Here is a 26,700-nt window from a genome sequence, read left to right as displayed (position 1 = left end):
TTCTGTGCATCCGGGGCGAACCAGGCCTCGACGAAGCGGTCGAGCTGGATCAGGTCCGGGTGCAGGGCTTCGTGCAGGTCGGCACGGGCAATGGCGCGGGTCAGCAGCATCGGCTGGCGCGGCTGCTTGAGCAGGTTCTGCAGCCAGGCGATGGCGCGCGCCACCACCAGGTCGCCTTCGGCCAGTTCATCGACCAGGCCGATCTGCAGCGCCTGTTCGGCCGGCACCAGCGAGCCGGTGGTCAGCAGGACGCCGGCGCGGTGTACGCCCACCGCGCGGCGCAGCAGGCGCTGGATGCCCTCCGGCGCGATCAGGCCCACCTGCACTTCGTTCAGGCCGATGGCATACGGCCGCGACGGATCGGCGCTGCGCGCCATCACCCGGTAGTCGCAGCACAGGGCCAGCACGCAGCCGCCGGCCGGTGCATGGCCGGTGATCGCCGCGACCACCGGGATCCGGCTCTCGGCCAGCGTGCGCACGGCGCCAAAGAAGGCGTTCCAGGTGTCCAACAACTTGTGCTTGTCATCACCATGCGAGAGCAGGTGCGGCACGTCCATGCCACCGGTGAAGATGCGCTCGCTGCCCGACAGCACGATGCCGTGCGCGTCTTCGGCCATGGCCAGCTCGATGGCATGGATCAACTGCCGGCACAGTTCGGTGTCCAGCGCGTTGACCGGCGGCCGCGCCAGGCGCAGTTCGCGGATGGGGCCATGGTTGATCACCTCGATGAGCGTCGTCATGCTGCGGTCTCGTTGCGAAGAAGGAACCTGGGCGATGATAACCAAACCATTCGTTGGCGTACTGTTGGTTCTGTGTGCGGCCGCAGCATCGGCCTCGGCGGCGGAACCGGCCTGCGTCACGGTGGAGCAGGGCTGGGCGCGGCTGCCACCGAATCCGGCGATGCCGATGACCGCCGGCTACGGCGTGATCCACAACGGCTGCAGCAAGGCGGTGGCGATCACCGGCGCGACCAGCAGCAGCTTCAATGATGTGTCGCTGCACGAAACCACGATCACGGATGGGGTCAGCCGGATGCGCGCGATCGAGCGCCTGCCGCTGGCGCCGGGCGCACGTGCCGAGCTCAAGCCCGGTGGCCTGCACCTGATGCTGATGCAGGGCAAAGGCGCGTTGAAGGAAGGCCAGGCGCTGCCGCTGCGACTGCAGCTGGAAGGTGGCGGCGAAGCGAGCGCGACGCTGACCGTGCGCAAGGCCGCGCCATAGCGGGATGGTAGTGCCGGCCGCTGGCCGGCAACACACGAAATGCCGGCCAGCGGCCGGCACTACCAGGCGCGCTTATGACCAGTCGTACGAGAACAGCACCGTGCGGCTTTCCGGTTCGTACAGCATCACGATCGCATCGGCACCGGTGGCGCACCAGTTGTAGCCGGCTACGTCGGCCACGGCGAAGAATTTGTTGCCATTGCGGGTGATGATCACTGTTTCGGCATCGTCCGCAGCGTTGGGGTCATCGGCAGCTTCGGTGAAGCCCAGCTCGAATGCCGCGGGAATCTCTGCGGTTTCGGTCCAGTTGCCGAAACCGATCGGGCCACCCAGCGTATCCAGGTAATCGCGCTCGCTGGCCTCACCCTTGCCATAGCGCGAGTAGCAGGCGAGGCGGCCATGCGTGGCATGGTAGTCGCGGGCCTTGGCGTAGCTCTCGCGCATCTGCGCGATGTGTTCCTGCGCATCCTTGTCCTGTACCGCATCACCGATGAAATAGCCCGCGTTGCCGAGGAAGCGCATCTCGTTGCCGGCGGTCAGTTCGAAGGCGATCCAGTTGGTGCCGGTGAAATCGTTGTGGTGTTCTTCGGTGGTCTCGCCGATGCAGCCGTCATACGGCTCGATCGGGCACAGCATCGTTGCCACCTGGCCGGCCAGTTCCGGGCGCAGCACGCCGAGGTCGATCTTCAGCAGCGGCAGCAGGTGCTGGCCGAGCCAGGCCTGGTCGGCGGGGAAGACATCGGTGGGGAAGGCGACCATGCCGGGCAGCAGGTCGCGCAGTTCAGTCTGGTGGATCATGTCAGTCCTTTGATCAGTGTCGGTAGGGCCGGCCGCTGGCCGGCAAGCTCATTACCGCCGAAGCGTGCCGACCAAGGTCGGCACCTACCAGGGCATTTCAGCTGGAGGCGCTGCGGATCGCCTCCGGCAGCGGTGCGCTCTTGCCGGTCTGGGTGTCCATCCAGACCACCACCACGTTGCCGTCCGAATAGAGCTTCGATTCGTCCTGCTGGTCGACGATGCGGTGGCCGATGGTCACGCTGCTGTTGCCCAGGCGCTCGACGAACAGCTCGACCAGGATGTCGTTGGGCCACACGATCGGCAGCCGGTAGTTGACGTTGGTCGCGGCCACCACCGGTGCGATGCGGTCGGTCATCGACACGCCGTCCACGCCCAGCATCCAGCGCACGCGCGCTTCTTCCAGGTAGGAGATGTACTTGGCGTTGTTCACATGGCCCATGCTGTCCATGTCACGCCAGCGCACGCTGATCGGGATGCGGGCCAGGATCTTGTGTTTGCTGCTCATCAGGCGTCCTTTTTCTTCTTGCTGGCAGTGGCGGTCTTGCTGGTTTTGCCGGTGCTCTTGGCAGCCACGGCCTTCTTGACTGGCTTTTCCGCCTTTTCAGGCTTCACCTTGCGCGGCGGGCGGGCGTCGGGCTTGTTGGCCACGGCGGCCGGCTGCTCCGGGCGCGCGCTGGTTGACGGCAGCATGCGCGCCAGGAACTGGCCGGTATACGACTCCGGGCAGGCCGCCACGTCTTCCGGCGTGCCGGTGACCAGGATGGTGCCACCGCGATGGCCGCCTTCCGGACCCAGATCAACGATCCAGTCGGCGGTCTTGATCACGTCCAGGTTGTGCTCGATCACCACCACCGTGTTGCCTTCGTCGCGCAGCTTGTGCAGCACGCCCAGCAGCGCTTCGATGTCGTGGAAGTGCAGGCCGGTGGTCGGCTCGTCGAGGATGTACAGGGTGCGGCCGGTATCGCGGCGCGACAGTTCCTTGGACAACTTCACGCGCTGCGCTTCACCACCGGACAGCGTGGTCGCGCTCTGGCCCAGCTTGATGTAGCTCAGGCCGACGTCGACCAGTGTTTCCAGCTTGCGCGCAATCGACGGTACCGGCTCGAACAGCTTCAGTGCATCCTCGACGGTCATTTCCAGCACGTCGTTGATGTTGAAGCCCTTGTACAGGATCTCCAGCGTTTCGCGGTTGTAGCGCTTGCCATGGCAGACGTCGCAGGGCACGTACACGTCCGGCAGGAAGTGCATCTCGACCTTGATCAGGCCGTCACCCTGGCAGGCTTCGCAGCGGCCGCCGCGCACGTTGAAGCTGAAACGGCCCGGCGAATAGCCGCGCGCACGCGCTTCGGGCACCTGTGCGAACAGTTCGCGCAGCGGTGTGAACAGGCCGGTGTAGGTGGCCGGGTTCGAGCGCGGGGTGCGGCCGATCGGCGACTGGTCGATGTCCACCACCTTGTCGAACAGGTCCAGGCCATCGATCTCCTTGTACGGAGCGATCGGGTGCGAGGCACCGTTGATCTCGTTGGCGGCCAGCGAGAACAGGGTGTCGTTGATCAGGGTCGACTTGCCCGAGCCGGATACACCGGTCACGCAGGTCAGCAGGCCCGACGGAATCGCCAGGTCCACGCCCTTCAGGTTGTTGCCGGTCGCCCCGCGCAGGTGCAGGGTCATCTTCGGGTTCGGCGTGTGCCGGCGCGCCGGAATCTCGATCGCGCGCTTGCCCGACAGGTACTGGCCGGTCAGCGAGCGCGGTGCCTCCAGGATGTCCTGCAGGGTGCCCTGGCCGACGATCTCGCCGCCGTGCACGCCCGCACCCGGGCCGATGTCCAGCACGTAGTCGGCCAGCCGGATCGCATCCTCGTCATGTTCGACCACGATCACCGTATTGCCCAGGTCACGCAGGCGGGTGAGGGTACCGAGCAGGCGTTCGTTGTCGCGCTGGTGCAGGCCGATCGACGGCTCGTCGAGCACGTACATCACACCGACCAGGCCGGCGCCGATCTGGCTGGCCAGGCGGATGCGCTGTGCCTCGCCACCGGACAGGGTGTCGGCCTTGCGCTCCAGGGTCAGGTAATCCAGGCCGACATCGACCAGGAAGCCGAGGCGTTCGCCGATCTCCTTGACGATCTTCGCGGCGATCTCGCCACGCCAGCCCGGCAGGCTCAGTTCACTGAAGAACTTCAGTGCCTCGTCGATCGGCAGCACCACCAGCTCCGGCAGCGGACGGTCGGCCACGAACACGTTGCGCGCCGCCTTGTTCAGGCGCGCACCATGGCATTCCGGGCACGGCTGTTCGCTGATGTACTTGGACAGCTCCTCGCGCACCGCCGGCGACTCGGTTTCCTTGTAGCGGCGTTCGAGGTTGGGAATGATGCCCTCGAAGCGATGCTTGCGCTGGGTGCGGCCGCCAGCTTCGGTGAAGTAGGTGAAGGTGATCGTTTCGTCGCCGCTGCCGTACAGCACGGCCTGCTGCACCTTGGCCGGCAGCGAGTTCCAGGCGGCGTCCACGTCGAACTTGTAGTGCTTGGCCAGCGAGGCGATCAGCTGGAAATAGTAGGCGTTGCGGCGGTCCCAGCCGCGCACCGCACCGGCGGCCAGCGACAGCTCCGGATGCACCACCACGCGCGAGGGATCGAAGAACTCGGCGATGCCCAGGCCATCGCAGCCGGGGCAGGCGCCCATCGGTGCGTTGAACGAGAACAGGCGCGGTTCCAGCTCCGGCAGCGAGTAGTCGCACACCGGGCAGGAGTATTTGGAGGAGAACAGTGCCGGCGTGGCGTCGGCGGTGTCCAGGCTCTGCACCGAGGCCATGCCATCGCCCAGCTTCAGTGCGGTCTCGAAGCTCTCGGCCAGGCGTTGCTTGATGTCCTCGCGCGGGCGGAAGCGGTCGATCACCGCCTCGATGGTGTGCTTCTGGCGCAGCGCCAGCGGCGGCACCGCATCGATTTCATACAGCTCGCCGTCCACGCGCACACGCACGAAGCCCTGCGCACGCAGCTGGTCGAACACCTGTGCGTGTTCGCCCTTGCGGTCGCGGATGACCGGCGCCAGCAGCATGTAGCGCTGTTCCGGGTCCAGCGTCAGCACCTGGTCGACCATCTGGCTGACCGTCTGCGCTTCCAGCGGGTAGCCGTGGTCCGGGCAGCGCGGGGTGCCGACGCGGGCGTACAGCAGGCGCAGGTAGTCGTAGATCTCGGTGATGGTGCCGACCGTCGAACGCGGGTTGTGCGAGGTCGACTTCTGCTCGATCGAGATGGCCGGGGACAGGCCTTCGATGTGGTCCAGGTCCGGCTTTTCCATCACGCTCAGGAACTGGCGCGCATAGGCCGACAGCGACTCGACGTAGCGGCGCTGGCCTTCTGCATAGATGGTGTCGAACGCCAGCGAGGACTTGCCCGAACCGGACAGGCCGGTGATCACGATCAGCTTGTCGCGGGGCAGGTCGAGGTCGAGGTTCTTCAGATTGTGCGTCCGCGCGCCGCGGATGCGGATGAAATCCATCGCCATGGGGGATCCGGTTGTGGGGGCGTTGGCTGGGTGCCGGGCCAGCAGGGAACGGCAATCGGTCAGCCTACCGAGGTGACCAGATGGGGGCAATGGGCGACAATGCCAGCCCGATGTCTCACCTGATGAGACAGGCCGACAGGCAGGGGTCAGATCCCTTTTCACGACGTGAAAAGGGATCTGACCCCGTTCCGGCCGGGCCCCCGGGCCGTTCAGGGGTTGACTTGACCCGCGCCCGCTGATCTGCGTACAATCCCGCTCCTGTCCGCCCTCGATGGCGGCAGCTCAGACCACAATAACTACAGAGGAAGGCCTGGTCATGTACGCAGTACTGGTCACCGGCGGTAAGCAATACCGCGTGGCGCAGGGCGAAAAGCTCCGCATTGAAAAGCTCGAAGTCGAAGTCGGCAGCGAGATCAAGTTTGACAACATCCTGATGCTGGGTGACAGCGACGGCGTGAAGCTGGGCGATGCGCTGAAGGGCGCTGCCGTCACCGCCAAGGTCCTGTCCCAGGGTCGTGCTGACAAGGTCCGGATCATCAAGTTCCGTCGCCGCAAGCACCACATGAAGCGTCAGGGTCACCGTCAGTACTACACCGAAATCGAGATCACCGGCATCGCCGGCTAAGCATCAGGAGAAGCAGTCATGGCACATAAAAAGGGCGTAGGCTCCTCGCGCAACGGTCGCGACTCCAACCCGAAGTACCTGGGCGTCAAGATCTTCGGCGGCCAGGCCATCGAAGCCGGCAACATCATCGTGCGTCAGCGCGGCACCCAGTTCCACCCGGGTTCGGGCGTTGGCCTGGGCCGTGACCACACCCTGTTCGCCCTCGTGGACGGCAAGGTGGAGTTCTCGGTCAAGGGCGCCAAGAAGCGTCGCACCGTCAGCATCGTCTCGGCCGACGCCTGATCCAGGCATCGCCGGCACCCGTGCCTCGGCATGGGGGTGCTGCATGAAGAGCCCCGCTTCGGCGGGGCTTTTCGTTAGAGTGAAAGCAAGACCGGCGAGGCCGGGGTGCCGGCCAGTGGCTGGCATAACATTCAAGGCGACGGCAGGCAGGCCGCGCCCATCGCAGGCATCGAAACAATGAAACTGGTAGACGAAGCAGAAATCGAAGTGTTCGCCGGCAACGGCGGCAACGGCTGCATTGGCTTCCGTCGCGAGAAGTTCATTCCGCTCGGCGGCCCGGACGGCGGCGACGGCGGTGCGGGCGGCAGCGTGTACATCCGCGCCGACGAAAACCTGAACACCCTGGTCGACTTCCGCCATGACCGCATCTTCAAGGCGCAGCGTGGCGAGAACGGCATGGGCCGCCAGGCCTATGGCAAGGGCGGCGAAGACCTGACCATCACCGTGCCGGTCGGCACCGTGGTGATCAACGTCGCCACCGATGAAATCATCGGCGACCTGACCCAGCACAACGACCGCCTGCTGGTGGCCCAGGGGGGCCGCGGCGGCCTGGGCAACATGCATTTCAAGAGCTCGACCAACCGCTCGCCGCGCCAGGCGCTGCCGGGCGAGCCGGGCGAAGAGCGCACGCTGAAGCTGGAGCTGAAGCTGCTGGCCGACGTCGGCCTGCTGGGCTTCCCCAATGCCGGCAAGAGCACCCTGATCCGTGCCGTTTCGGCGGCGACGCCGAAGGTGGCCGATTACCCGTTCACCACGCTGTACCCGAACCTGGGTGTGGTGAAGGTGGAGAACTACCGCAGCTTCGTGATCGCCGACATTCCGGGCCTGATCGAGGGCGCGGCGGATGGTGCCGGCCTCGGCGCGCAGTTCCTGCGCCACCTGCAGCGCACCCGCCTGCTGCTGCACCTGGTGGACATCTCGCCGATGGAAGGCGGCGTGGAAGGCATTTCCCCGGTCGAGCAGGTGCGTGCGATCGAGCGCGAACTGGAAAAGCACGATCCGGAGCTGCTGAACAAGCCGCGCTGGCTGGTGCTGAACAAGGCCGACCTGATGTTCGAAGACGAAGCGAAGGCGGCGGCCGAGCAGATCGTCGCCGAGCTGGGCTGGAAGGAGCCGTGGTTCCTGGTTTCCGCGCTGGGCCGCGAAGGTACCTTCCCGATCATGAGCCGGATCATGGCCTTCTTCGATCGCCAGAAGGAAGACGAGCTGGAAGCCCGCAACGCGCAGTAATGCTGTTGTGGTTCCATGCGAAAAACCCGGCTTCGGCCGGGTTTTTCATTTTCCGGTAGTGCCGGCCAGCGGCCGGCACTACCGGATCGCGGGCAACAAAAAACCCGGCCGGGGCCGGGTTCTTGTCTGCTGCCCGACCCCGAAGGGCAGGGCGGCAACGCCGGATCAGGCGGCCTTGAGGGCCTTGATGCGGTCGTTCAGGCGGCTCTTGTGACGAGCAGCCTTGTTCTTGTGGATCAGGCCACGCGCGCTGAAGCGATCCAGGATCGGCTGGGCAACGGCGAAGGCGGCTTCGGCGCCGGCGGCATCGTTGGCGTCCAGCGCCTTGATCACTTTCTTGACAGCGGTGCGCAGCATCGAGCGCTGAGCCACGTTGCGCGCGTTGCGCACGACGGTCTGCTTGGCGCGCTTCTTGGCGGACTTGATATTGGCCACGGTGGTGGTTTCCTGAAAAAATCGGTGTTATGGGAACAGCAAGCTAGCTAGTATGATGGCGTAAGAAATGCACGTCAAGTCGATTGTCAAGAGGGACGCTGAGTGAGTTCACCCAAGTTGTTGCGGGGCCTGCTGTCGTTCAGCAGCATGACCATGGTCTCGCGCGTTCTCGGACTTGTCCGGGACTTCGTGGTGACCACCACGTTCGGCACCAACGCCATCACTGATGCTTTCTGGGTCGCCTTCAGGGTACCCAATTTCCTGCGCCGGTTGTTCGCCGAAGGGTCTTTCGCCACCGCTTTCGTGCCGGTGTTCACGGAAGTGAAGGAAACCCGCAGTCACGCCGAGCTGCGCGAACTGATGGCCCGGACCGCCGGCACCCTGGGCGGGGTACTGATGCTGGTCACCGCGCTGGCGCTGATCTTCGCGCCGCAGCTGGCCTCGGTCTTCTCAAGTGGTGTTGATACCGATCCGGTCAAGCAGGGCCTGCTGGTCGACCTGTTCCGCCTGACCTTCCCGTTCCTGCTGTTCGTATCGCTGACCGCACTGGCCGGCGGCGCACTCAACAGCTTCCAGCGCTTCGCGATGCCGGCGCTGACCCCGGTCATCCTCAACCTGTGCATGATCGCCGGCGCGCTGTGGCTGGCGCCGCGGCTGGGCGGCACCCCGGAAAAGCAGATTCTGGCGCTGGGCTGGGCGGTACTCGCCGCCGGCATCCTGCAGCTGCTGTTCCAGCTGCCGTCGCTGAAGGGCATCAACCTGCTGACCCTGCCGCGCTGGGGCTGGAGCCATCCGGGCGTGCGCAAGGTGATGACGCTGATGGTGCCGACCCTGTTCGGTTCCTCGGTGGCGCAGATCAACCTGCTGCTGGATACGGTGATCGCGGCCAAGCTGACTGACGGCTCGCAGTCCTGGCTGTCGCTGGCCGATCGCTTCCTGGAGCTGCCGCTGGGCGTGTTCGGCGTGGCGCTGGGCACGGTGATCCTGCCGGCGCTGGCCCGCCACCACGTCAGTACCGACCGCGAGGGTTTCTCGCGCTCGCTGGACTGGGGCCTGCGCATGACCCTGCTGATCTCGGTGCCGGCCATGTTGGGCCTGCTGCTGCTGGCCGAACCGCTGATCGCGACCATTTTCCAGCACGGCCAGTTCAGTGCCTTCGATACCCGCATGACCGCGTTGTCGGTGTACGGCCTGAGCTTCGGCCTGCCGGCGTTCGCCCTGCTGAAGGTGGTGCTGCCGGCGTTCTATGCCCGGCAGGACACCAAGACCCCGGTCCGTGCCGGCGTGGCCGCGCTGGTGGCCAACATGGTGTTCAACTTCGCCCTGCTGGCCGTGCTGTACCAGGTCATGGTGCCGGACGAGCTGAAAGCGCAGGGCGTGATGGCTGCCATCGGCAAGCAGCCGGGCCTGCACCTGGCGCTGGGCATTGCCAGCGCGCTGTCCAGTTACCTGAACCTGGGCCTGCTGTGGTACTGGCTGGGCAAGACCGACGTCTACCAGCGCCGGCCGGGCTGGGGCGGCTATCTGGTACGCCTGGTGCTGGCCTGCGTGGCCATGGTTGGCGTGCTGCTGGCCCTGCTGCACTGGCTGCCGGGCTTCTCCGCGATGAGTGTGTGGGAGCGGATCGGTGCCCTGGCGCTGCTGGTCGGCGGCGGCGGCGCGACCTACGCGGTGGCCATGCTGGCGATGGGCTTCCGCCCACGCGACCTGCGCGGGCATTGATCGCGGCCCGTGGCGGCTATACTTCAGGGTTACACCATTGAAGCGGCGGCCCCGGTCGGGCCGGAACGAGAGTTGATGAGCAGGCTGTTCAGAAGCGTCGAGGGCGGGGAGCTGTTCCCCAACGGAAGCGTGGTCTGTATCGGCGCATTCGACGGCCTCCATCTGGGCCATCGTGCGCTGGTGCGCCATGCGGTTGCCCGCGCGCGCGCCTTGGGCGTGGCCGCCGTGGCCGTGGCATTCGAGCCGCTGCCGCGTGAATTCTTCGCCCAGGGCACGCCGCCGCCGCGGCTGACCCTGGCGCGCAGCAAGGTCGAGATCCTGCGCGAGCTCGGCGTCGATGCGGTCGGCCTGCTGCGTTTCGACGCGGCGATGGCGGCGATGCCGGCCGAGACCTTCGTGCGCCAGTTGCTGGTCAAGCGCCTGGGTGCGCGTGAGGTCTGGATCGGCCCGGAGTTCTGCTTCGGCAACCGCCGCCGTGGCGATCTGGCCCTGCTGCAGAAGCTGGGCGCCGAGCTGGGCTTCAGCGCTGGCGAGATCGAAGCGGTGGATCTGCACGGCGAGCGCATCTCCAGCACCCGCATCCGCCAGCTGCTGCAGGACGGCGATTTCGCCCGTGCCGGCGACCTGCTCGGCCGTCCCTACGCGATCAGCGGGCGGGTGGTGCGCGGCCGCCAGCTCGGTCGTACGCTGGGCTTCCCCACTGCCAACCTGCGCTTCCCGAAGACCCCGGCACTGTCGGGCATCTACGCAACCTGGGTGCACGGCGTGTTCGACCAGCCCTGGCCTTCGGTGTCCAGCTTCGGTACGCGGCCGACCGTGGACGGCGTGGAGCCGTTGCTGGAAGCCCATCTGTTCGATTTCCAGGGCGACCTGTACGGGCGCCACATCGACGTGGAGTTCGTCGCCAAGCTGCGCGACGAAGAGAAATTCAATGATCTGGCGGCACTGACCGACCAGATGCACCGCGATGCCGAACAGGCGCGCGCCATCCTTTCCGAACATAGATTGCGAGCCACTGCGTGAGCCAGGACTACAAGACCACCCTGAACCTGCCAGCCACCGAATTCCCGATGCGCGGCGACCTGCCCAAGCGCGAGCCGGGCATTCTGGCGCGGTGGGAAGAGCAGGGGCTCTACCAGCAGCTGCGCGACAACGCCGCCGGCCGCCCGCTGTTCGTGCTGCATGATGGCCCGCCGTACGCCAACGGCCGCATCCACCTGGGCCACGCGGTCAACAAGATCCTGAAGGACATCATCGTCAAGTCGCGCTACCTGGCCGGCTTCGACGCGCCCTACGTGCCGGGCTGGGACTGCCATGGCCTGCCGATCGAAATCGCGGTCGAGAAGAAGTGGGGCAAGGTCGGCACCAAGCTCGACGCCGTCGAATTCCGCCAGAAGTGCCGCGAGTTCGCCGAAGAGCAGATCAACATCCAGCGCGTGGACTTCAAGCGCCTGGGCGTGACCGGCGACTGGGACAACCCGTACAAGACCCTGAGCTTCGACTTCGAAGCCAACGAGATCCGTGCGCTGGCCAAGGTCGTGGCCAATGGCCACCTGGTGCGTGGCGCCAAGCCGGTGTACTGGTGCTTCGACTGTGGCTCGGCGCTGGCGGAGGCCGAGATCGAGTACCAGGAAAAGGAATCGCCGGCGATCGACGTGGCCTACGCCGCGCGCGATGCGCAGGCCATCGGCCAGGCGTTCGGTGTGAGCGTGCCGGCTGATGTGGAAGTGGCCGTGCCGATCTGGACCACCACCCCGTGGACGCTGCCGGCTTCGCTTGCGGTGTCGCTGGGCGCGGAGATCAACTACGTGCTGGCCGAAGGCCCGGCGCACAACGGCAAGCGCCGTTGGCTGGTGCTGGCCGCGGCGCTGGCCGAGCGCGCGCTGCAGCGCTATGGCGTCGAAAACGTGGTGCTGCACGGTGAAACCACCGGTGCCGCGCTGGAGAACCAGCTGCTGGCGCACCCGTTCTACCCGGAGCGCGAGATCCTGGTGCTCAACGGCGACCACGTCTCCGACGAGGACGGTACCGGTGCGGTGCACACCGCCCCCGGCCACGGCCAGGAAGACTTCGTGGTCAGCCAGAAGTACGGCCTGCTGGACAAGTACAACGCTGGCCAGGTGACCCCGATCGACGGCCGTGGCGTGTACCTGGAATCGACCCCGCCGGCCGGTGACGTGGTGCTGGCTGGCCAGCACCTGTGGAAGGCGCAGGAGGCCATCGTCGGCGTGCTGCGCGACAACGGTTCGCTGCTGGCCTTCCACCCGATCCGCCACAGCTACCCGCACTGCTGGCGCCACAAGACGCCGGTGGTGTTCCGCGCCACCCCGCAGTGGTTCATCTCGATGGACAAGGCCAACCTGCGCAACGATGCGCTGGCCGCCATCGACACCGTCGGCTGGTTCCCGACCTGGGGCAAGGCGCGCATCCAGAGCATGGTCGACGGTCGCCCGGACTGGACCATCTCGCGCCAGCGCACCTGGGGTGTGCCGATCGCCCTGTTCACCCATCGCCAGACCGGCGAGATCCATCCGCGTTCGGTGGAGCTGATGCAGCAGGTTGCCGACCGCGTCGAGGCCGAGGGCATCGACGTGTGGTACTCGCTGGATGCCGCCGAACTGCTGGGCGCCGAAGCGGCCGATTACGAGAAGGTCACCGACATCCTCGACGTCTGGTTCGACTCGGGCGTGACCCATGAAGGCGTGCTTGCCGCGCGTGGCTTCGGCAAGCCGGCCGACCTGTACCTGGAAGGTTCCGACCAGCACCGCGGCTGGTTCCAGTCCTCGCTGCTGACCGGCGTGGCGATCGACAAGCGCGCGCCGTACAAGCAGTGCCTGACCCACGGCTTCACCGTGGACGAGCACGGCCGCAAGATGTCCAAGTCGCTGGGCAACGGCATCGAGCCGCAGGACATCATGAACAAGCTGGGCGCGGACATCCTGCGCCTGTGGATCGCCTCGGCCGACTACAGCAACGAGATGTCGCTGTCGCAGGAGATCCTCAAGCGCAATGCCGACGCCTACCGTCGCCTGCGCAACACCGCACGCTTCCTGCTCGGCAACCTGGACGGTTTCGATCCGGCCCAGCACCTGCAACCGCTCGACCAGATGGTCGCGCTGGACCGCTGGATCGTGCATCGCGCGTGGGAGCTGCAGGAGAAGATCAAGGCGGCCTACGACGGCTACAACATGGCCGAGATCGTGCAGCTGCTGCTGAACTTCTGCAGCGTGGACCTGGGCTCGCTGTACCTGGACGTGACCAAGGACCGCCTGTACACGATGCCGACCGATTCGCACGGTCGCCGTTCGGCACAGAGCGCGATGTACCACATCGCCGAAGCGTTCACCCGCTGGGTGGCGCCGATCCTGACCTTCACCGCCGACGAGCTGTGGGGCTACCTGCCGGGCGAGCATGCCGGACACGTGTTGTTCACCACCTGGTACGACGGCCTGGCGCCGCTGCCGGCCGATGCCCAGCTCAGCGCCGCCGACTTCGACCAGCTGCTGGCCGTGCGCGAGCAGGTGGCCAAGGTGCTGGAACCGATGCGTGCCAACGGCGCGATCGGTGCTGCGCTGGAAGCGGAAATCACCATCGCCGCCAGCGAAGAGCAGGCCGCGCGCTGGCAGCCGCTGGCCGATGAACTGCGTTTCCTGTTCATCAGTGGCGACGTGCAGGTGCGCCCGGCGACCACCGACGAGGTGTTCGTCAGCGCCCAGCCGACCACCAAGGCCAAGTGCGTGCGCTGCTGGCACCACCGCGCCGACGTCGGCAGCAACGCCGACCATCCGGAACTGTGCGGCCGCTGCGTGAGCAACATCACCGGTGCCGGCGAACTGCGGAGCTGGTTCTGATGAGCGCCGCACGTCCGCATCCGAACGCCCTGGTCTGGCTGCTGCTGTCGGCCGCCATCATCGGCCTGGACCAGTGGTCCAAGGCCTGGGTGTTGTCGAGCCTGCCGGAGTTCCAGCCGGTGGTGGTCATCGACGGCTTCTGGAACTGGTACCGCACCTACAACACCGGTGCCGCGTTCAGTTTCCTGAGCGACGCCGGTGGCTGGCAGAAGTACTTCTTCACGGCGCTCGCGATCGCCATCAGCGGCCTGATGGCCTGGTGGCTGCGTAGCACTGCGCGCGGCAACTGGAAGGCGGCGGTGCCGTACGCGCTGATCATCGGCGGCGCGATCGGCAACGTGATCGACCGCCAGGTGCATGGCCATGTGGTCGATTTCATCCAGTGGTACGTGGGCAGCTACACCTGGCCTTCGTTCAACATCGCCGATTCGGCCATCGTGGTGGGTGCCATCGGCATCGCCCTGTTTGGCCTGTTCGACGGCAAGTCCGCCAAAAAGGCGGATAATGCCAATCCGAAACCGTAAGCCGGCCGCTGCCGGGAGATTGAACTGATGGATGTGCTGCTCGCCAACCCGCGTGGTTTCTGTGCCGGTGTCGATCGTGCGATCGAGATCGTCAAGCGCGCGATCGAAACGCTGGGCGCGCCCATCTACGTCCGCCATGAAGTGGTGCACAACCGCTTCGTGGTCGATGACCTGAAGCAGCGCGGCGCGATCTTCGTCGAAGAACTCGACGAAGTGCCGGACAACAACACGGTGATCTTCAGCGCGCATGGCGTGTCCCAGGCCGTGCGCCAGGAAGCCGAGCGTCGTGGCCTGAAAGTGTTCGATGCCACCTGCCCACTGGTGACCAAGGTCCACTTCGAGGTTGCCCGCCACTGCCGTGCCGGCCGTGACGTGGTGCTGATCGGCCACGCCGGTCACCCGGAAGTGGAGGGCACCATGGGCCAGTGGAACCGCGAAGCCGGCACCGGCCAGATCTATCTGGTCGAGGATGTCGAGCAGGTTGCCACGCTGCACATCAACCAGCCGGAAAACTTCGCCTACACCACCCAGACCACGCTGTCGGTGGACGACACGCGCGGCATCATCGATGCATTGCGCGAGCGTTTCCCGGCGATGCAGGGCCCGAAGAACGACGACATCTGCTACGCCACGCAGAACCGCCAGGACGCCGTGCGCGACCTCGCCAAGCGCTGCGACCTGGTGCTGGTGGTCGGTTCGCCGAACAGCTCGAACTCCAACCGTTTGAGCGAGCTGGCCCGTCGTGAAGGCGTGGAGTCGTACCTGATCGACGGCGCGCACGAGATCGACCCGGCGTGGGTGGCAGGCAAGCAGCATATCGGCGTGACCGCCGGTGCCTCGGCGCCGCAGGTGCTGGTCGATGGCGTGCTGGCGCGCCTGGCCGAGCTGGGCGCCAGCGGCGTGGGCGAGCTGGACGGCGAACCGGAATCGATGGTGTTCGCGCTGCCGAAGGAACTGCGCCTGCGCCTGGTCGACTGACCGGGAAGCGCCTCATCCACGCATGGCGTGGATCTACTGAAACTGCTCTGGTGGGTGCGAACCAGCACAAGGTGGCTGCAAACCAGCACAAGGTGGGTGCGAACCTTGGTTCGCACGCTTCTGGGCATGCACGGATGGGCGCGCGCCCATGACCTTTGGCCATGGGGCGGGGCACTTTACGGGCCTAGCATCGGAAGATTCTCCGTTGTTGGAAGTTGCCCGATGAAGACCCGAGCCTTGGCGATGTCGTTGCTGTTCGCGCTGGCGGCCACGCCTGCACTTGCGCAGACCTCGCCACCGGCGAACGCGGCGGCTCCCGGCCTGCTGCGCATCGATGTCGACGCGCGCGATCTGGCCCGTCGCATCTTCAAGGTGACCGCCACCGTGCCGGTCAAGCCCGGCCCGGTCACCCTGCTGTACCCGCAGTGGATTCCCGGCAACCATTCGCCCACCGGCCCGATCGACAAGCTGGCCGGCCTGCGCGTGACGGCCAACGGCAAGCCGCTGGCCTGGCAGCGTGACCAGTTCAACGTCTATGCGTTCAAGGTGAACGTGCCCGAGGGCGTGAGCGAGATCGTCGCCCACTTCGATTTCCTGTCCTCGCAGGGCGGCAGCCAGGGCCGGGTGGTGATGACCCCGGAAATGCTCAACCTGCAGTGGAACGCCAACTCGCTGTATCCGGCCGGTGTCGACGCTCGCCAGCTGCAGGCGCAGGCCAGCGTGACCCTGCCCAAGGGCTGGTCGTTCGCCACTGCGCTTGAAACCGCGCGACGCGATGGCGATACCGTCGTCTTCAAGCCGATCTCGTATGACCATCTGGTCGATTCGCCGTTGTTCGCCGGCGAGCACTACCAGCGCATCGATCTCGATCCGGGCGCGAAGGTGCCGGTGCACCTCAATGTGTTTGCCGACGACGCCAAGTCGCTGAAGCCGAGCGAGGCGCAGATCACCATGCACCGCGCGCTGGTGCAGCAGGCCGACAAGCTCTATGGTGCGCGCCACTACAACCACTACGAGTTCCTGCTGGCGTTGACCGACCGCCTCGGTGGCATCGGCCTGGAGCATCACCGCTCCAGCGAGAACAGCGCCGACCCGGGTTACTTCACCGAGTGGGACAGCAACGCGTGGATGCGCGACCTGCTGCCGCATGAGTACACCCATTCGTGGAACGGGAAGTACCGTCGCGGCGCCGATCTGGCCACCGCCAACTTCAACGTGCCGATGGGCGACAGCCTGCTGTGGGTGTACGAGGGCCAGACCCAGTTCTGGGGCCAGGTGCTGGCCGCGCGGTCGGGCCTGTGGTCGACCGCGCAGGCGCGCGACATGCTGGCCAACGTGGCCGCGACCTATGACCGTGGTCGCCCGGGCCTGGCCTGGCGGCCGCTGCAGGACACCACCAACGACCCGACCATCGCCCAGCGCCGCACGTTGCCCTACCGCAACTACCAGATGAGTGAGGACTACTACTCCGGCGGCCAGATGCTGTGGCTGGAAGTGGAGGGCAAGCTGCGCGAACTGAGCGGCAATCGCCGCAGCCTGGACGACTTCGCACGCGCCTTCTTCGGGGTCGGTAATGGCGATTGGGACGTCAACCCGTACACCTTCGATGATGTGGTTGCGACCTTGAACGGCATCGCGCCGTACGACTGGGCGACGTTCCTGCGCGGGCGCCTGGACGGCCATGGTTCGTTGACCGGCGGCCTGGAACTGGCGGGCTGGAAGCTGGTTTACCGCGATACCCCGAACGACGCCTACAAGGCGCAGGAAAAGCGCGCCAAGGCCGCGTTGCTGGCGTACTCACTGGGTGCGACCGTGCTCGACAACGGCACGGTCGGTGACGTGATCTGGGACAGTCCGGCGTTCAACGCCGGTCTTGCACCGGGCATGAAGGTGATCGCGGTTGGCGGCCGTGAATACAGCAGCCAGCGCTTGAAGGACGCCGTCGCCGGCGCGGCGAAGGACAAGGCGCCGATCGTGTTGCTGGTGAAGCAGTTCGATCGCATCGAAACGATGAGCATCGCCTACCACGGTGGCCTGCAGTACCCGGTGCTGGAGCGCATCGCCGGCAAGCCTGACCGCCTGGCGGACCTGTGGAAGGCGCGATGAAACCGCGCGCCCGCGATGGCGTGATCCTGCTGATGGCGGTCCTCGCCATCGTCGGTGCCTACCTGCACGGCGATGGGCACTGGCTGCACTGGCTGGCCAAGCCGGCCACTACGCTGTTGATCGCTGCCATCGCCTGGCGCGTGCACGATCCCGCGCAACCGTTCTACCGGCGTGCGGTGCTGGCCGGCATGCTGCTGTCGTGCGTGGGCGACATTGCGCTGATGCTGCCGATGGACGCGTTCGTGCCGGGGCTGGTCGCGTTCCTGTTGGCGCACCTCTGCTACATCGTCGCCTTCCGCGATGGCCTGCGTGCCGGGCGTGGGCTGCTCGCTGCCGTCGTACTGCTGGGCGCATTCGCCGTGCTCAACGTGATGGGCCTGTGGCCGCACCTGCCGGCGCCGATGCGCATTCCGGTACTGGCCTATGTGGTGGTGCTGGCCTCGATGGCGGTGCTGGCCCTGGCACGGCAGTGGCGCCGCCCGCAGCCTGACGCCATGGAGGCAGCCAGTGCCCGCTGGGCCGCTGCCGGTGCCGTGCTGTTCGTCGCCAGCGATTCACTATTGGCCTGGGATCGCTTCGCCGGTGGCCTGCCACTGGCCAGCCTGTTGGTGTTGTCCACGTACTACGCCGCGCAGTACGCCATCGCGCGCTCGGTGAAATAGCAAAAAGGGGACGGAGGGGATTAAGTCGTATGCAGCATCAAGGCATATGCGACTTAATCCCCTCCGTCCCCTTTTCTGTTGTCTGCCGGGGCCACGCCATGCGTGGTGTGCACCGCAGGCGAGTGCCGACTGCCCTTGCGCCCTGTCAGCGGAACTGCAGGGTAAGCAGGTAGTAGCGACCGAGCGGGTCGTCCAGCCCGGGCATCTGCCCGCCGTTGCCGACCAGATAGTTCACCGGTTGCGCATCAAGCACATTGTGCACGTCCAGTGCTGCGACGATGCGTGGGCCGAGGCGGCGTGCCAGGTGCAGGTTCCAGCGCAGCTGGCGTGGATTCATGCAGTGGTTCCGGTCGACCTGATCCTGTGGGCACTCGGCACCCGGCAGCCAGGCGCGGGTGCGCCCGACCTGGTTGCCGCGCAGGGCGATGTCCCAGTTGCTGTTCTGCCATTGCACGTTCAGCACCGCAGCCAGTTCGGGTGTCACGTGGCCGCGCAGGTCCACGGCAGCCTCATGGTCACGGCGGCGACGCAGTTCCTGCTGTTTCAGCGCATCGAGCGAGAACAGCCATTGGCCGTTGCTGCCGGAATCGATGCGGTACTCGCCACGCAGGACCCAGTTGCGGGACGTGGTACGGCCGATGTTGTCGAACGACAGGCGCAGGCTGCTCAGGTGGCCGTCTTCATCCAGTTCCCAGGTGCTGCGATTCCACACCGCGTCGCTCGGCTGCAAGGCGAGGATCTCGTTGCGCAGTTCCACGATGTTGTGGGTCAGCGATAGCGAGAACGTGTCGTTGGGCGTCCACGTGGCCGCCAGCGAATGGCTGCGCGATCGCTCGGCCTTCAGTGCATCGTTCTCCACCACGTTGGCGGTGATGCTGCAGCCGCCACCGCGCGTGGCCATTGCACATTCCGGAAGCGCACTGGAAACCGGAAGCGTGATCGAGCCGAAGTAGCCGGGAGGCCGCCGTTGCTCGAACAGGCTCGGCGCACGGTAGCCGCGCCCGCTGGCCAGCAGGAACGACCAGTGCGGCGTCGGGCTCCAGCGCAGTCCGGCGCGTGGCGAGAATGCCATGAAGCCGCCGTCGCGGTCCCAGCGTGCAGCCAGGTCGGCGCGCAGCGTGGGTGCCAGCGGCAGGCCCAGCTCGGTGTAGACGCCACTGCTTTGTCGCGACAGGCGGCGTTGCTGCTGCGGCAGGCCCAGCGCAAGGTCGCCCTGGCTCAGCAGCGCATCCGGACGCGAGGTCCAGCGTTCGTGGCGCAGGTCGATGCCGGTGGCCAGCTGCGCATTGCCGCCGGGCATCGCCATCAGCTCACGCTGCACGCCCCACCAGCCCTGCCATTGCGCGGTGCTGCCGCGGTTGCGGATGGACGGAAACAGCATATCCGCCTCCGCCGCCGGAGGTGCGTCGAAACCGGGAGTGAACCTGCGCGCCTGCGTTGCTTCAAGCAGGCGTGCCGTGCGCACGGTACCAGCAGTGGACAAGGTGACTTCGCTGCGCTGCGCGCTGATGCCTGCCTCCCAGCTGCGCCGGCCCTGGTCACGGCCGATGCCGAAGGTGACGTCCGCATCGGTGGCGCGGACGCTGGGGCGCACGTTGCCGGCCTCGCGCAGCACAGTGTTGAAGGTGATTCCCCGCGAGACCACCGCAACGGCAGTCGGGCCCAGGTCGAAGCGCTGGCGGTTGTGACTGGCCCGTGCCTCGACATAGGCATAGCGTCCCTCACCACGTTCATGCCGGTAGTGCAGGTAGGCCGACGCAGTGTCCGAGGCGGGTTGCAGCGAACGCGGCCGCGCGCTGTCAAACCAGCAGCCATCCTCGCGCCGCTTCAGGGGCGGCTCGCAGCGCCGGGCAGGCACGTACCAGTTGCCGGAGATCGCGCCGATCGGATACAGCGAAGTTTCTGCATGCCAGTCACGCTGGTCACCGGCGACATGCTCGACACGGTGCAGATCGACGCCGGCAAACCAGCGGTCTCCGTTGCCACGCACGCCGCCCGTAGCGGCCTGCAGGCGGTACTGGCCGGCATCACCGCGGCTGCTCAGGCCGGTCTGCAGCATGGCTTCGGGCCCATCGGCCTGGTCGCGCAGGATGATGTTGACCACGCCGGACATGGCATCGGCCCCATAGATGGCCGAGGCACCGCCGCGTACCAGTTCGATGCGGTCGACGAAACTGAGCGGAATGCCACCGAGGTCGGTGAGCCCGCCCTGTTCCAGCGACACCATCGGATAGCGTGGCAGGCGCCGGCCATTGACGAGGAACAGGGTGGCACGCGGTCCCATGCCGTCGAAGCTGGTGGTGGCAGCAGCACCGACCGGCAGGTACTGCGAGTCGCCGCCGCGCGAGGTACTCATGGCGGGATGGCCGTTCATGCCGGGCAGGTGGCGTAGCAGATCGAACAGATTGCCGTAGCCACTGCGCAGGATGTCGTCGCGATCGATGGTGGTGACTGGCAGCGTGGTCTGCACCGAGGTACGCGGCAGCCGGCTGCCGGTGACGTGGATGGTCGCCAGTTCCACCTGGTGTGGCGTGTCGGTGGGCTTGGCGGCCGGGCGCGGGACGCGCGCGGCTGCGACCCCGTGCGGCGGCTTGGCCAGAGTTTCGGGATGGACCCGCCGCACGACAAAGGCACCCGAAGACGTGCGCAGGATGCTCACGGGCAGGCCGGCAACCAGCTGCTTCAGGGAGGCCGCGGTATCGCGCTGGCCACGGGTGCCATCGGTGCGCAGATCATCCAGTTCGCGTGCGTCGAACAGCAGGGCGGTGCCACTCTGCCGGGCCCACTGCTGCAATGCCGGTAACAGCGGGCCGGCGCCCACGTCGATCTCCAGCGTGCCCGCGGGCTCGCTGGCATCGGCCATCGGTAGTGCGGCAACACCCAGCGCAAGGCATAGCAGGGCGCGGAGCAGCCCCCACTGCAGCGCATCCGGACCTGCCTTCACTGCCGGTCTCCTCAGTACGTGCGGCGCAGTTCCAGCGCGCCATCCGGACGCGTCTGGCCAGCGACGGACCAGCCCAGTTCCAGCGCCGACAGCAACTCCTGTGCATCGCCTGCGCGGAAGGTGCCGCTCACGGCCAGGTCTGCGATCTCCGGATCGGCGATCACCAGCGGCGTGCGGCCATAGCGGTTCATGCGTTCAACCACGATCGACAGTGGCGTGGCGTCGAAGATCAACTGCCCATGCAGCCAGCCTTCGGCCGCCGCCGTGGATGACAGTGCCGGCCCTGGCTGGATGCGCCCGGACGGCAGCACCTGCAGTTGCTGACCGGGCGCCAGCGTGTGCTGGGCTGCGCCGTTGCTGACTTCCACTGCACCTTCCAGCAGCGCGACTTCGACCAGGCCATCGTGCAGGCGTTCGACCTGGAAGGTGGTGCCGATGTCGCGGATCGTACTGTCGCCGGCGTGCAGCTGCAGTGCCTTGTTCGACGGCGCGACCTGCAATTGCAGACGTCCGCGTTCAAGCTCCAGCTCGCGATGGCGCCAGCCGAAACGGGCACGCAGCGTGGTGCCGGCATCCAGCGTGGCCACGCTGCCATCGGCCAGCGTCAGTTGTCGCGGCAGTTGGCTGTCATTGGCATAGCGCTGGGGTGTGGGGTTGCCATCCACAGCCACCATCCAGCCCATGCCGACAGCCAGGCAGATGCCGGCGGCGGCGCCGAGCGCAGGCAGCCAGCGGCGTCGGGGCGCGCGTGCCGCGCGTGCTGCAGCGGTGCGCAGCCAGGGGTCCGCTGCCAGGCCCTCACCCTGCTGGAACAGGTTCTCGGCCTGCACCCAGGCTTTGACATGGTCAGGGTCTTCGGCCAGCCAGTCCTCGAACGACTCGCGCTCGGCCGGCGTGCAGTCCGGGGCTTCCAGCCGCGCCACCCAGCTGCTGGCGCGCTCGAACAGCGAGGCGTCTTCCATGTGCCGGTGGCTGTTCATTCCGTATCCCTGTCATTGTGCAGTGGATCCGGTCCCAACTCCTGGCGCAGCCCCTGCAGGGCACGGGCGATGTGTTTTTCCACGGTCTTGGCTGTAATTCCACAGTGCCGCGCGATCTGTGTATAGCTCATGCCGGTGATCCGGTTGAGCAGGTACACCTCGCGCGCGCGCTCGGGCAGTTTGAAGAGGGCCTGCCGCAGCAGGGACAGCATCTGCCCCGACTCGGCCTGGCGCAATGGATCCGGTGACGAGCTGGTGGGCTCGTCGCTGCCATCGTGCTCGGCCAGTGACAGATGCGGTCGCGATTGTGGCGAGCGACCGCGATCCGCCAGGCGGTTGCGGGCGATACGATACAGCAGCAGGCGCAGTTCGTCGGGGCCGTGCGCACGATAACGGATCAGCCGTTCCATGCAGTCCTGGGCGATGTCCTCTGCATCCTCCGGCCCGACGCCCCGCGTGCGCAGGAACGCGCACAACGGTGCCCGTTCTTCGCGCACGAACGCGATGAAAGCGTCCGCAGGCACGGGCGGCTCCGGCGCGTGATGGATCAGGGGGGACGGGGCGGACAGGGCTGGCCTCGACAGACATTGGCGGATGCGTCATCGAGTTTTACGCGACGATGACCGGATGGGGAAGAGTGTGTAGTACTGCGCGTTTCATTATGAATGCGTTCATGTTTATTGGCCGGGCAGGCTGGGGGAGTTTGCGGTACTCCGACGTTTGACTCTTTACCCGCGTGTTGCGGGTGGAGAGAGAGAACGTATGAAGCATTCGAAGTTGAGCCTGGCCCTGGCCGGGCTGATCGGCGTTGGCGCCATCGCGGCAGCTGATGACGTCATGGCAATGAGTTATCACGTGCAGGGTGACCGCATCTTCCTGAGCGGCGGCGTCACCTATGCCGACGTTGTGTCGCTGCCCGCGTTGCTGGCCAAGGCGCAGGCCGAGGGCCGGCCGATCCGTGAGGTGGTGCTGCGCACGTCCAATGGTGGTGCGTTGATCGCCGGCGAGTGGCTGCAGGGCATCATCCGTACCTCCGGACTGAACACCATCGTGTCCGGTCACTGCATTTCATCCTGCTCGATCATGCAGTCTGGTGGCGTCGAGCGTTATCTGGCCGGCGACCTGCCGATCGTCGACTCGGTGCAGATCCACGCGGCCAGCAATGGCGGCAAGGTGATCTACACGCCGTCGCCACGCATGACCCAGATCTATACCGGCAACTACGGTGGTGGCATGGATGCCGGCCTGCTGCAGAAGGCGATGTACGAGGTGGTGCAGCCGAACGGCCTGCTGGTGTTCCGCGATCCGGCACGCGGCACGGGCCCCTCGGTCACCTTCGATCCCGATGGCAGCGGCAGCAAGCTGGAGTCGTTCCCCGGCCAGGACATCTACAGCAACAAGATCATCACCGCGAACGGTTACCGCGATCCGGGTGACACCCTCAACGTCACGGCCAACGTGAGCGGCGACATCAACCCCGCTTACCTGCGCACCGGTCGCCAGCTGCAGACCTTCGTCGATGATGATTTCGCGCGCTGGAACACCAACTGGCAGTCTACTTACATCAACCTGGCGCAGAGCATCTACAACGCCTCCAGCAAGGGTCCGCAGGGCATCGGCCCGGATTCGGTGCAGGACTACCTCAACGATCCGGGCATCCAGGCGCTGCTGCTGTCCAAGTTGCGCCTGGCTGACCTGGACGTATCCACGCTCGACAACGCCATGGGCGTGATCCGCGTGACCAACGGTGCCACCTGGCGCACGGCCGCCACCACCGGCGCCGACTTCATGCTGGTCGACAACGGCACCATCGCACTGGAAGGCGGCGCGCTGCGTGCGTCGGAAGTGCGCGTGCTGGGCGCCGGCACGCTGGTCGGCCATGGCGACGTGGCCGGCACCGCGATGGATCTTGATGCACTGGGCAGCGGTTCCGGCCCCTCCTGGCGCGAGGATGGCTTCAACCGCCTGCGCGTGTTTGGCACGCTGATGCCGCGCGGCGGTGATCTGGTCACCCATGGCTACGTCAACATCATGCCGGGCGGCAAGCTGTTGTTCGACGTCACCGAGAACGGCGGCGCGGCCACGGGCCGACTGCGCGTGGGCACGTTCTTCGATGACGAACCGACCGATGGCGCGCTGGTGATCGCCAAGGGCGCCTTCCTCGAACTGAATGTGGCGCAGGGCTACTACGGCCAGGACTTCCGCCGTGACCTGGTGCAGGGCCCGATCTACCAAGGTGGCTTCGAAGACGTCGTGCGCCTGGGGGACACCGGCTACAGCGCCAACATCACCGCTGGCGACGTGTTCCGCCCGCGCCACAACTCGCTGCTGAGCTTCAACGTGAAGCAGACCGCCGACGGCCTGTGGCTGACCGCCAACCCGGGCTTCGACCAGCTGGGGCTGTTTGCCAACGGCACCTCCGGCGACGGGCTGGGGCGCGCGCTGGCAGCAGCTTCGGACCGCCAGGACAGCGGCCTGAAGTCGCTGCTCGGCGCGCTGCAGTTCGCCGACCGTGATGTGATCGCGCAGCAGGCCGGTGTCCTGCGTGGTGACGCGCACGCCAGCCTGCGACTGGCCGACAATGCACTGATCGGCAGCATCGGCAACGTCGTGCAACAGCATCAGGCGGCGATGCGCAGTGGCGGTGATGCAGACGGGCTGGCTTCGCAGGCTGCGCAGTCGGTCTCGTCGCAGCCGGGCATGCGCCATGGCAGCCTGTTCAACCAGCTGGCCATGCATCTGGTCGAGCCGGCCGGCGGCGGTGCTGGCGGCAACGAGGCAGGGCACAGCCGTGGGCTGTGGGCGCGCGGTTTTGCCAGCCATGGCCGCATTGATGCCGACGGCGGCGTGGCCGGCCTGAGCCACAATGTCGGCGGTATCGTGATCGGTGCCGATACCCGCTTGGCCGATGACCGCGTCACCCTGGGCGTCAGCGTGGCAGCGGCGGACATGTCGACCAAGGCCAGTGACGGCTCCGACTTCAGCGGTGACGTGCGCGCGCTGGACGTGGGCGGTTACCTGGATGCAACGTACTCGCGCGGCTACCTGTCGGCAGCGGTGCGCTACACCGACCTGCGCCATGACACCCGTCGCAGCATCGGCGGTATCGATGGCCTGCAGCAGCCCCTGCGTGCGAAGTACAGCAACGATGCGATCTCCGCGCGTGTCGAACACGCGTTTTCGTTCACCACCGGCAACGGCCTGGTGATCCAGCCGCTGCTGCCGGTGGTGGACTACGCGCGTACCTCGGCCACCCGCTTCAATGAAGGGCAGGGCGCGGGTGCATTGGTTGGCCGCAGCGGCAGCCTGGAGAGCATCCGCGTCGGCGCCGGCCTGCAGCTGTTCAAGACCTTCGAAGGCAACAACGGCGAGCGCATCACGCCGCGCGCGCGGGTGGTCTGGCAGAAGGAACTGGGCGATTCGCAGGCCCGCTACAGCACTGGCTTCGCGGCTGCGCCGGATCTGGTGTTTGGCGCCAGCAGCCAGAGCGTGGGCGAGCAGGTGCTGGCCTGGAACGTGGGCGTGACCAGCCGTGCCAGCGAGCGCCTGTCGATCATGGCCGACTACGTGGGCGAGCGCCGCAACGGGCAGATCCAGAACGGCGTGATGCTGGGTCTGGGCTACAGGTTCTAAGTGACGCCCGGCACCGGCGATGACGGCATCGCCGGTGCCATCCCAACGCGGGTGCCGCTGCGGTATGGTCGGTATGCCATTCCACCCAGGCCCGTCCATGCAGATCGCCGTCTTCAGCGCCCGCCCCTATGATCGTCGTTTCCTTGAGGAGGCCAACCAGCGCGATGCCGCTGGAAAGGGCTTTGCGTTCGTCTATTTCGATGCTGCGCTGGATGTGCATACGGCCGCGCTGGCGCAGGATTGCACCGCGGTCTGCGTGTTCGTCAACGATCGACTTGATGCGCAGGTGCTGCGCGCGCTGCACACGTTGGGTGTGCGGGCCGTGCTGCTGCGCTGTGCGGGCTTCAACAATGTGGATCTGGGGGAGGCGAAAGCGCTGGACCTGTTCGTCGCGCGTGTGCCGGCCTATTCCCCCGAAGCGGTGGCCGAGCATGCACTGGCGCTGGTGATGACCCTCAACCGCCAGACCCATCGTGCCTACAACCGCGTGCGCGAGGGCAACTTCATGCTCGATGGCCTGCTCGGGCGCACCTTGCATGGCCGCACGGTCGGCATCGTCGGTGCCGGCAAGATAGGCCTGGCCACCGCGCGTATCTTCAAGGGCATGGGCTGCACCGTGCTGGGGCATGATCCGTATCCATCGTCGGGCTTTGAGGGTGTGGGCGACATGGTTGAACGGGATGAACTGCTGTCGCGTGCCGACATCGTCTCGCTGCATTGCCCTTTGACGCCCGAAACCCAGCACCTGATCAACGACGCCTCGCTGGCGCGGATGAAGCCCGGCGCGATGCTGGTCAATACCTCACGCGGCGCACTGGTCGACACCCATGCGGTGATCCGCGCGCTGAAGTCGCGCCGGCTGGGGCATCTGGCCATCGACGTGTACGAGCAGGAGAGCGCGCTGTTCTTCCAGGACCTGTCCGGCGAGATCATTGACGATGAGGCCTTCCAGCGGCTGATGACCTTCCCCAATGTGCTGGTGACCGGACATCAGGGCTTCTTCACTGTGGAGGCGCTGCAGGAGATCTCGGCGATCACGCTGGGGAATCTGCGGGATTTCGTGGCCGGGCGGGCGTGCGGGAACCGGGTGGAGGCGGGCTGAGCCGGGTGGATTGACCGCCGGGGCGCCCAGCCCGTAAAATCGCGGGCTCCGCCGGAATAGCTCAGTTGGTAGAGCGGCGCATTCGTAATGCGTAGGTCGC

General features: G+C 66.5%; 21 protein-coding genes. 13 read left to right on the top strand and 8 right to left on the bottom strand.

Annotation, left to right across the window (positions count from 1 at the left end; genetic code table 11):
* On the bottom strand, nucleotides 1-740 hold a 740-nt coding region (locus N5D91_RS21490), incomplete at its 3' end, for an enoyl-CoA hydratase/isomerase family protein (protein ID WP_279922744.1).
* A 34-nt stretch (nucleotides 741-774) separates the two neighbouring features.
* On the opposite strand from N5D91_RS21490, the gene N5D91_RS21485 reads away from it, so the two are divergent.
* On the top strand, nucleotides 775-1,221 hold the full coding sequence (locus N5D91_RS21485; RefSeq protein WP_164162933.1) for a copper chaperone PCu(A)C: 447 nt from the start codon (nucleotides 775-777) through the stop codon (nucleotides 1,219-1,221).
* Between the two features lie 72 nt (nucleotides 1,222-1,293).
* On the opposite strand, the gene N5D91_RS21480 is transcribed toward N5D91_RS21485, so the two are convergent.
* From N5D91_RS21480 to uvrA, 3 genes are all read right to left on the bottom strand, one after another.
* Nucleotides 1,294-2,019 (bottom strand): hypothetical protein, encoded by a 726-nt coding sequence (locus N5D91_RS21480; RefSeq protein ID WP_032127587.1) that lies wholly within the window; start codon nucleotides 2,017-2,019, stop codon nucleotides 1,294-1,296.
* 97 nt (nucleotides 2,020-2,116) lie between these two features.
* Nucleotides 2,117-2,524 carry a thioesterase family protein gene (locus N5D91_RS21475; protein WP_248859644.1) on the bottom strand — a complete coding sequence of 136 codons (408 nt, stop codon included), beginning with the start codon at nucleotides 2,522-2,524 and terminating at the stop codon, nucleotides 2,117-2,119.
* Nucleotides 2,524-5,526, bottom strand: a complete 3,003-nt coding sequence (gene uvrA, locus N5D91_RS21470) for an excinuclease ABC subunit UvrA (protein WP_110711601.1) — start codon at nucleotides 5,524-5,526, stop codon at nucleotides 2,524-2,526. Before uvrA ends, N5D91_RS21475 begins: the two co-directional genes overlap by 1 nt.
* 316 nt (nucleotides 5,527-5,842) lie before the next feature.
* On the opposite strand from uvrA, the gene rplU reads away from it, so the two are divergent.
* The 3 genes from rplU (at nucleotide 5,843) to cgtA (ending at nucleotide 7,663) form a co-directional block, all read left to right on the top strand.
* On the top strand, nucleotides 5,843-6,151 hold the full coding sequence (rplU, locus tag N5D91_RS21465; protein ID WP_005408557.1) for a 50S ribosomal protein L21: 309 nt from the start codon (nucleotides 5,843-5,845) through the stop codon (nucleotides 6,149-6,151).
* Nucleotides 6,152-6,169: 18 nt separating this feature from the next.
* Nucleotides 6,170-6,433 (top strand): 50S ribosomal protein L27, encoded by a 264-nt coding sequence (gene rpmA / locus N5D91_RS21460; protein ID WP_005415704.1) that lies wholly within the window; start codon nucleotides 6,170-6,172, stop codon nucleotides 6,431-6,433.
* A gap of 177 nt (nucleotides 6,434-6,610) precedes the next feature.
* Complete coding sequence (cgtA, locus tag N5D91_RS21455) at nucleotides 6,611-7,663, top strand: Obg family GTPase CgtA (protein WP_110714281.1); 1,053 nt, start codon at nucleotides 6,611-6,613, stop codon at nucleotides 7,661-7,663.
* 165 nt (nucleotides 7,664-7,828) lie between these two features.
* On the opposite strand, the gene rpsT is transcribed toward cgtA, so the two are convergent.
* Nucleotides 7,829-8,098 (bottom strand): 30S ribosomal protein S20, encoded by a 270-nt coding sequence (gene rpsT / locus N5D91_RS21450; RefSeq protein WP_005408560.1) that lies wholly within the window; start codon nucleotides 8,096-8,098, stop codon nucleotides 7,829-7,831.
* 117 nt (nucleotides 8,099-8,215) lie between these two features.
* On the opposite strand from rpsT, the gene murJ reads away from it, so the two are divergent.
* The 7 genes from murJ to N5D91_RS21415 all read left to right on the top strand — a co-directional run bounded on the left by murJ (nucleotide 8,216) and on the right by N5D91_RS21415 (nucleotide 17,941).
* Complete coding sequence (gene murJ, locus N5D91_RS21445; RefSeq protein WP_110711602.1) at nucleotides 8,216-9,820, top strand: murein biosynthesis integral membrane protein MurJ; 1,605 nt, start codon at nucleotides 8,216-8,218, stop codon at nucleotides 9,818-9,820.
* Between the two features lie 75 nt (nucleotides 9,821-9,895).
* A complete protein-coding gene (locus tag N5D91_RS21440; RefSeq protein ID WP_110711603.1) occupies nucleotides 9,896-10,843 on the top strand; it encodes a bifunctional riboflavin kinase/FAD synthetase in 948 nt (315 codons plus the stop codon).
* Entirely contained in the window at nucleotides 10,840-13,671 is a 2,832-nt protein-coding gene (gene ileS, locus N5D91_RS21435) for an isoleucine--tRNA ligase (RefSeq protein WP_180855542.1), read from the top strand. Before N5D91_RS21440 ends, ileS begins: the two co-directional genes overlap by 4 nt.
* Nucleotides 13,671-14,195 (top strand): signal peptidase II, encoded by a 525-nt coding sequence (gene lspA / locus N5D91_RS21430; protein WP_153856385.1) that lies wholly within the window; start codon nucleotides 13,671-13,673, stop codon nucleotides 14,193-14,195. The genes ileS and lspA overlap by 1 nt, the downstream gene beginning before the upstream one ends.
* A 27-nt stretch (nucleotides 14,196-14,222) precedes the next feature.
* Nucleotides 14,223-15,173: a 4-hydroxy-3-methylbut-2-enyl diphosphate reductase gene (gene ispH, locus N5D91_RS21425; protein ID WP_019337505.1), complete on the top strand. Its 951-nt coding sequence runs from the start codon at nucleotides 14,223-14,225 to the stop codon at nucleotides 15,171-15,173.
* A 222-nt stretch (nucleotides 15,174-15,395) separates the two neighbouring features.
* Nucleotides 15,396-17,279, top strand: coding sequence for a M61 family metallopeptidase (locus tag N5D91_RS21420; RefSeq protein WP_153856384.1), 1,884 nt, complete (start codon nucleotides 15,396-15,398; stop codon nucleotides 17,277-17,279).
* Nucleotides 17,276-17,941 carry a lysoplasmalogenase gene (locus tag N5D91_RS21415; RefSeq protein ID WP_180855543.1) on the top strand — a complete coding sequence of 222 codons (666 nt, stop codon included), beginning with the start codon at nucleotides 17,276-17,278 and terminating at the stop codon, nucleotides 17,939-17,941. Before N5D91_RS21420 ends, N5D91_RS21415 begins: the two co-directional genes overlap by 4 nt.
* 145 nt (nucleotides 17,942-18,086) lie before the next feature.
* On the opposite strand, the gene N5D91_RS21410 is transcribed toward N5D91_RS21415, so the two are convergent.
* The 3 genes from N5D91_RS21410 to N5D91_RS21400 are packed head-to-tail and all read right to left on the bottom strand — an operon-like array spanning nucleotide 18,087 to nucleotide 22,389.
* Entirely contained in the window at nucleotides 18,087-20,885 is a 2,799-nt protein-coding gene (locus tag N5D91_RS21410; RefSeq protein ID WP_180855544.1) for a TonB-dependent receptor, read from the bottom strand.
* Nucleotides 20,886-20,896: 11 nt separating this feature from the next.
* Nucleotides 20,897-21,865: a FecR domain-containing protein gene (locus N5D91_RS21405; protein WP_153856381.1), complete on the bottom strand. Its 969-nt coding sequence runs from the start codon at nucleotides 21,863-21,865 to the stop codon at nucleotides 20,897-20,899.
* Nucleotides 21,862-22,389, bottom strand: coding sequence for a sigma-70 family RNA polymerase sigma factor (locus tag N5D91_RS21400; RefSeq protein WP_110711610.1), 528 nt, complete (start codon nucleotides 22,387-22,389; stop codon nucleotides 21,862-21,864). Before N5D91_RS21400 ends, N5D91_RS21405 begins: the two co-directional genes overlap by 4 nt.
* A gap of 238 nt (nucleotides 22,390-22,627) precedes the next feature.
* Between N5D91_RS21400 and N5D91_RS21395 the strand changes: the two genes are divergently transcribed.
* Together N5D91_RS21395 and N5D91_RS21390 are read left to right on the top strand one after the other, a co-directional pair.
* Nucleotides 22,628-25,498 (top strand): autotransporter outer membrane beta-barrel domain-containing protein, encoded by a 2,871-nt coding sequence (locus N5D91_RS21395; RefSeq protein WP_180855545.1) that lies wholly within the window; start codon nucleotides 22,628-22,630, stop codon nucleotides 25,496-25,498.
* Between the two features lie 97 nt (nucleotides 25,499-25,595).
* Complete coding sequence (locus N5D91_RS21390; RefSeq protein WP_153856378.1) at nucleotides 25,596-26,600, top strand: 2-hydroxyacid dehydrogenase; 1,005 nt, start codon at nucleotides 25,596-25,598, stop codon at nucleotides 26,598-26,600.
* Nucleotides 26,601-26,700: the final 100 nt, after the last annotated feature.

Origin of the sequence: Stenotrophomonas sp. GD03794 (genome assembly GCF_029842145.1) — a bacterium.
Lineage (GTDB): Bacteria > Pseudomonadota > Gammaproteobacteria > Xanthomonadales > Xanthomonadaceae > Stenotrophomonas > Stenotrophomonas riyadhensis.
Note: the sequence above shows the minus strand (reverse complement) of the source record. Positions and strands in the feature narration are given on the sequence as shown.